Raw genomic sequence first — 5,595 nt, 5'->3', positions numbered from 1 at the left:
GCCGGATCTTTACGGCCACGGTTCTCTTCGCTCCTGAATGACTACGTGGGTTGAGCCGACGAAACCCGCGTGGGGATGCGGGGACCGATGTCTCGATGGACTGGTCACGCGGCGAGGGGTTAGAGGGCGCCTCGCGCGTGCCGAATACCAGCCAACCATTCTGCCAGACGAACGGCCGCGGCCACCAACCGGCCCGTGATCAGGCCGGAACCGGCCTGTTCCAGCCCTCCGGGAGCGCCGGGACGCCCCAGGCCGGGTCGGGCACGAAGTCGGTCCAGGTGCCGTCGAAGGGGAACTCCCCGGCCTCGGCGATCTTGATGACCCGCCGGCCTTCGGCCCGGACCGCCTGCTCGTCGTGCACCCAGTAGTGCTCGGGGATGGCGAGGCGCTCGGTGAACTCGTCCTCGTCCTTCCACTCCCAGCTGTGATCCGGATGGACGACCACGTCGAGGTCCTGGTCGACGACGTCGATGCCGGAGACCTGCTCGTCGTGCCAGCGGACGACGTGCTCCTCGAGGTTGACGTACCAGGAGTCGAACTCGCCGGCCTCGTTCCAGAAGAACCAGACCGAGTGGTCTCCCTCCGGCGGGAAGAACATCAGGATGCCGGGGCCCTGCCACTCGCCCGGCCGCATCTGGTAGCCGAGCGTCACCCACTCGGCGAACGGCCGGCCGCGAGCTCCGCGACCGTCGGGCGCGACCTCGTACATCGCCGGGGAGTGCCGGGCCAGCCAGACCAGCAGGCCCAGCTCGGTGTCGGCGACCACCCGGACCGGGCGGGCGAAGGCGATCCGCCCGCGGCGGGTGTTGCGGTGGATGATGACCTGGCCGGGGGCGAACCTCATCAGTACGAGCGGCCCAGGATCGCGATGAGGCCGGGCTCGTCGTCGGAGTCGGGCATCGAGCCGTCCTCCCGGATCAGGCAGCGGACCGTGACCGCCTTGCCGTTCGCTTCCTTCTCGCCCTGCTCGCCGATCGCCGACCACGGCACCCGCGCCCAGCCGGTCTGCGATGCCTCGAGCGCCTCGCCGAGCGTCTTGACCTCGACCGTGTGCTCCTCGCGGAAGGCCAGGGCGTCGTCGTAGAGCCGCTGCTGGTCGGCCTTGAGCGCGGCGGTGACGTCGGCCACCACCTCGCCCAGGGCGACCGGCGACTTGGTGCCGTCGATCCGGCGGGCCACCACCGCGTTGCCGGCGCCCAGGTCGCGCGGCCCGACCTCGATGCGGATGGGGATGCCCTGCAGCTCGGCGTCGACCGCGCGCCGGCCGAAGGGGATGTCGGCCCGGTCGTCGAGCTTCACGCGTACCCCGGCGGACTTGAGCTCGTCCCGCAGCTTCGCTGCGGCCTCGACCACGCCCTCGCCCGCCTTCACCACCATGACCTGCACCTGGGTGGGCGCCAGCCGCGGCGGCAACCGCAGGCCGTTGTCGTCACCGTGCGTCATGATCAGGCCGCCCATCATGCGGGTGGACGTGCCCCACGAGGTGGTCCAGGCGTGCTCGACCGTGCCGGCCGCCGAGGTGAAGGAGATGTCGAACGCCTTCGCGAAGTTCTGCCCGAGCTCGTGCGACGTGCCCATCTGCAGGGCCTTGCCGTCGCCCATCATGCCCTCGAGGGTCATCGTGTTCGTCGCGCCGGCGAACCGCTCGCCCTTGGTCTTGCGGCCCGGCACGACGGGCATGGCCAGGATCTCGACCATGAAGTTCTCGTACACGTCCTTGTGGATCTCGCGGGCGTAGGCCCGCGCGTTCTCCTCGCTGGCGTGCGCGGTGTGCCCCTCCTGCCAGAGGAACTCGGTGGTCCGCAGGAAGGTGCGCGGGCGCAGCTCCCAGCGCACGATGTTGGCCCACTGGTTGAGCAGCAGCGGCAGGTCGCGGTACGAGTCGACCCACTTGGCCATGAACTCGCCGATCACCGTCTCGCTGGTCGGGCGCACCACCAGCGGCTCGGCGAGCTGCTTGCCGCCGGCGTGGGTGACCACCGCGAGCTCGGGCGAGAAGCCCTCGACGTGCTCGGCCTCGCGGCGCAGGTAGCTCTCCGGGATGAAGAGCGGGAAGTACGCGTTCTCCGCGCCCGCCTCCTTGATCCGGTCGTCCATCTCGGACTGCATGCGCTCCCAGATGGCGTAGCCCGCCGGCCGGATGACCATCGTCCCGCGCACCGGGCCGTTGTCGGCCATCCGCGCCTTGGCGATGAGGTCCTGGTACCAGCGGGGGAAGTCCTCCGCACGGGGAGTGAGCACGCGAGCCATGGGCGGCATCCTATCGGCGGCTACTTGACCACCTTTCCCCGGAGCACGATGCGCTGCGGCGCGCGGAGCACCCGCAGGTCCTCGCGAGGGTCCTCGGGATAGACCACCAGGTCCGCCAGGCCGCCCTCGACCAGGCCCGGGAAGCCCAGCCACTCGCGCGCCTTCCAGGTGCCGGCCGCGAGCACCGCCTCGGCCGGCAGGCCGGCCTCGTGCAGCAGGAGCATCTCCTCAGCGGCCTGGCCGTGGTTGATCCCGCCGCCGGCGTCGGTGCCGACATAGACGGGTACGCCGGCCTCGTGCGCCGCCCGCACCACCGCCGGGAAGCGGTCACGAAGAGCGAGCATGTGGTCCGCGTACCCCTCGAACTTGGCCCTCGCCTGGTCGGCGATGCCGCCGAACGTCCGAATGTTGATCATGGTGGGCACCAGCGCGGTGCCCTGCCGGGCCATCAGGTCGATCAGGTCGAGCGACAGGCCGGTGCCGTGCTCGACGGAGTCCACCCCCGCCCGCACCATGATCTCGACGCCCTCCTCGGAGAACGTGTGCGTGGCCGCTCGGGCGCCGGCCGCGTGCGCCGCCTCGACCGCGGCGGTCATGGTGGCCGCGTCCCAGGCCGGCGCGAGGTCGCCGACGCCGCGGTCCAGCCAGTCCCCCACGATCTTGACCCAGCCGGTGCCGGCCTTGGCCTGGGCGGTGACGGTCGCGGCGACCTCCTCGGCGGGCACCTCGGTGCCGATGTCGCGCAGGTAGCGCTTGGGCGGGGCGACGTGCCGCCCGGCGCGGGCCAGACGGGGGATGTCCGGCTCGTCGTCCAGCTCCGGGTACGGGAACGGCGACCCGGCGTCCCGCAACGCCAGCACCCCGGAGTCACGGTCGAGATAGGCCAGCCCGCGCGCCTGGTCGAGGCTGGTGACGGGCTTGGCCCCCCGGGCGATCCCGAGGTGGCAGTGCGCGTCGACGAGCCCGGGCACGATCCACCCGCCATCGGCGACGGTCTCGGCGTCCTTGACCGGCTCATAGGTGACCCGGTCGCCGACCAGCCAGAGATCCCGCGGCTCACAGCCGGGCAGGACCACCCCGCGCACATGGAGCGCCATGGCTATTTCTTGTCGTCGTCGTCGCGCTTCGGCGGGCGGGTCAGCTTGTTGAAGTCCAGGTTGGGCAGGCGGAAGCCCGGCGGCAGGCCCTGGGAGCCGTCGCCCTGCAGGGCGGTCGGGTCGAAGCCCGGCGGCAGTTGCGGCATCCCGCCGGCGCGGGGCAGGCCGCCGCTGCGCGGTCCTCGGCTGCCGCCCTTCGTACCCTTGCGCTTGTTCTTCGGGCTCTTGGTCGCCTTGCGCCGGCCCGCTCCGGGCAGGCCCATCATGCCGCCCATCTGCTTCATCATCTTCTGCGCGTCGGTGAAGCGGTTGAGCAGCTGGTTGACGTCCATCACCGTGACGCCCGAGCCGTTGGCGATGCGGGCGCGGCGGGAGCCGTTGATGATCTTCGGGTTTGTGCGCTCGGCCGGGGTCATCGAGCGGATGATCGCGGTGACCCGGTCGAAGTGCTTGTCGTCGAGCTCGGCCAGCTGATCCTTCATCTGGCCCATGCCGGGCATCATGCCGAGGATGTTGGCGATCGGGCCCATCCGGCGGACCGCGATGAGCTGGTCGAGGAAGTCCTCCAGCGTGAACTGCTCACCACCGAGCAGCTTGGAGGTCATCTTCTCCTTCTGCTCCTCGTCGAACGCGGTCTCCGCCTGCTCGATGAGGGTCAGCACGTCGCCCATGCCGAGGATCCGGCTGGCCATCCGGTCGGGGTGGAAGACGTCGAAGTCCTCGAGCTTCTCACCGGTGGACGCGAAGAGGATCGGCTCGCCGGTGACGTGCCGCACGGAGAGCGCCGCGCCACCGCGGGCATCGCCGTCGAGCTTGGAGAGCACCACGCCGGTGATGCCGACGCCGTCGCGGAACGCCTCGGCCGTGGTCACCGCGTCCTGACCGACCATCGCGTCGATGACGAAGATGATCTCGTCGGGGTTCGTCGCCGCGCGGATGTCGCGGGCCTGCTGCATCATCTCGGCGTCGATGCCGAGGCGGCCGGCGGTGTCGACGATGACGATGTCCTTGGCCGAGCGCTTGGCGTGCTCGATCGAGTCGCGCGCGACCTGGACCGGATCGCCCACCCCGTTGCCCGGCGACGGCGCGTAGATGTCCACCCCGGCCCGGCCGGCCAGCACCTGCAGCTGGTTCACCGCGTTGGGCCGCTGCAGGTCACAGGCGACCAGCAGCGGCTGGTGGCCCTGGCCCTTGAGGTAGCGGGAGAGCTTGCCGGCCAGCGTCGTCTTACCGGAACCCTGCAGACCGGCCAGCATGATCACGGTGGGCGGCTGCTTGGCGAACGTCAGGCGCCGGCCCTCGCCGCCGAGGATGTTGATGAGCTCCTCGTGGACGATCTTGATGATCTGCTGCGCGGGGTTGAGCGCCTGGGAGACCTCGGCGCCGCGGGCCCGCTCCTTGAGGTTGGCGATGAACGACCGCACCACGGGCAGCGCGACATCCGCCTCCAGCAGGGCGAGACGGATCTCGCGCGCGGTGGCGTCGATGTCGGCGTCGGTCAGTTTCCCCTTGCCGCGGAGCTTGGTGAAGATCCCGGAGAGGCGGTCGCTCAGGTTGTCGAACACGCCCGCAAGCCTATCTTCCCGAGACTCGCCTCATCGGTTGCGCATCCGGTACGTCTGCTTGGCGGCCTCGATGCGGTATGCGGTGCGGGTGCCCGGCGCGATCCCGCGCTTGGCCCGGCGGTAGAGATACGCCCCGCCGCCGACCACGGCCGCCCCGACGATCAGGTAGCCCAGCCAGCCGAGCAGGAAGTGCAGGACGCTGACGGCGACCCACCCCACCACGATCACACCGGCGATCATCGCCACCACGTAAGCGATGCCCTTGCCCATTTCCGGCCTCCCAGAACGTCGTTTGACCGACCGACTCCACCATGCGCTCCCAACGCAAGCTCCCGCATCGGGGGAACCCCTGACCGGAGAGCAATCACCGTAAATCCGGCGGATAGCTCCGTATCCACCGCAACCTCCCACCGCAGGCCGCCGTTGAGGTCAGAGATCGAGACATCTGACGGAGACATCTGACCGGGAGGACGACGAGCGTGCAGCTGCGGCGGATCCTGCGCCACATGCCCTGGCCGCTGCGGCGGCGGGTGCTCCGCGCCGCGCAGCCGCTGGTCACCGATCTGGGAACCGCCCGGCGCAGCGTGCCGCTGGGCGCGCCGCGGGTCCGGCCGGCCGGACCGGGTCTGGGCCGGGTGGGCCCCGGCCGCGGGGGGGTGACCGCCCCGGTGGCGACCCGGGCG

Annotated in this window: 5 protein-coding genes and 1 pseudogene; 1 reads left to right on the top strand and 5 read right to left on the bottom strand. The window is 70.9% G+C overall.

The genetic code is table 11. The features are described from left to right. Positions 1 to 199 precede the first annotated feature (199 nt). The 5 genes from AB0M20_RS24305 to AB0M20_RS24285 are packed head-to-tail and all read right to left on the bottom strand — an operon-like array spanning position 200 to position 5,182. Entirely contained in the window at positions 200 to 844 is a 645-nt protein-coding gene (locus tag AB0M20_RS24305) for a DUF402 domain-containing protein (protein WP_364301782.1), read from the bottom strand. Beyond that, positions 844 to 2,250, bottom strand: coding sequence for a proline--tRNA ligase (gene proS, locus AB0M20_RS24300; RefSeq protein WP_364301780.1), 1,407 nt, complete (start codon positions 2,248 to 2,250; stop codon positions 844 to 846). Before proS ends, AB0M20_RS24305 begins: the two co-directional genes overlap by 1 nt. A 20-nt stretch (positions 2,251 to 2,270) precedes the next feature. Next, positions 2,271 to 3,347: an amidohydrolase family protein gene (locus tag AB0M20_RS24295; protein ID WP_364301778.1), complete on the bottom strand. Its 1,077-nt coding sequence runs from the start codon at positions 3,345 to 3,347 to the stop codon at positions 2,271 to 2,273. 2 nt (positions 3,348 to 3,349) lie between these two features. Beyond that, a complete protein-coding gene (ffh, locus tag AB0M20_RS24290) occupies positions 3,350 to 4,912 on the bottom strand; it encodes a signal recognition particle protein (protein ID WP_364301776.1) in 1,563 nt (520 codons plus the stop codon). A gap of 30 nt (positions 4,913 to 4,942) precedes the next feature. Continuing rightward, a complete protein-coding gene (locus AB0M20_RS24285; RefSeq protein WP_364301774.1) occupies positions 4,943 to 5,182 on the bottom strand; it encodes a hypothetical protein in 240 nt (79 codons plus the stop codon). A gap of 209 nt (positions 5,183 to 5,391) precedes the next feature. On the opposite strand from AB0M20_RS24285, the pseudogene AB0M20_RS24280 reads away from it, so the two are divergent. Beyond that, a pseudogene (locus tag AB0M20_RS24280) lies at positions 5,392 to 5,595 on the top strand (hypothetical protein); the annotation flags it as partial.

Origin of the sequence: Actinoplanes sp. NPDC051633 (assembly GCF_040681735.1) — a bacterium.
In the GTDB taxonomy this organism is placed as follows: domain Bacteria; phylum Actinomycetota; class Actinomycetes; order Mycobacteriales; family Micromonosporaceae; genus Actinoplanes.
This window is presented reverse-complemented; position numbering and strand designations above follow the sequence as displayed.

Coding starts and splice junctions, on each gene's coding strand:
- AB0M20_RS24285 (WP_364301774.1), bottom strand. CDS start 5,182: ATGGGCAAGGGCATCGCTTACGTGGTGGCGATGATCGCCGGTGTGATC.
- AB0M20_RS24295 (WP_364301778.1), bottom strand. CDS start 3,347: ATGGCGCTCCATGTGCGCGGGGTGGTCCTGCCCGGCTGTGAGCCGCGG.
- proS (WP_364301780.1), bottom strand. CDS start 2,250: ATGGCTCGCGTGCTCACTCCCCGTGCGGAGGACTTCCCCCGCTGGTAC.
- AB0M20_RS24305 (WP_364301782.1), bottom strand. CDS start 844: ATGAGGTTCGCCCCCGGCCAGGTCATCATCCACCGCAACACCCGCCGC.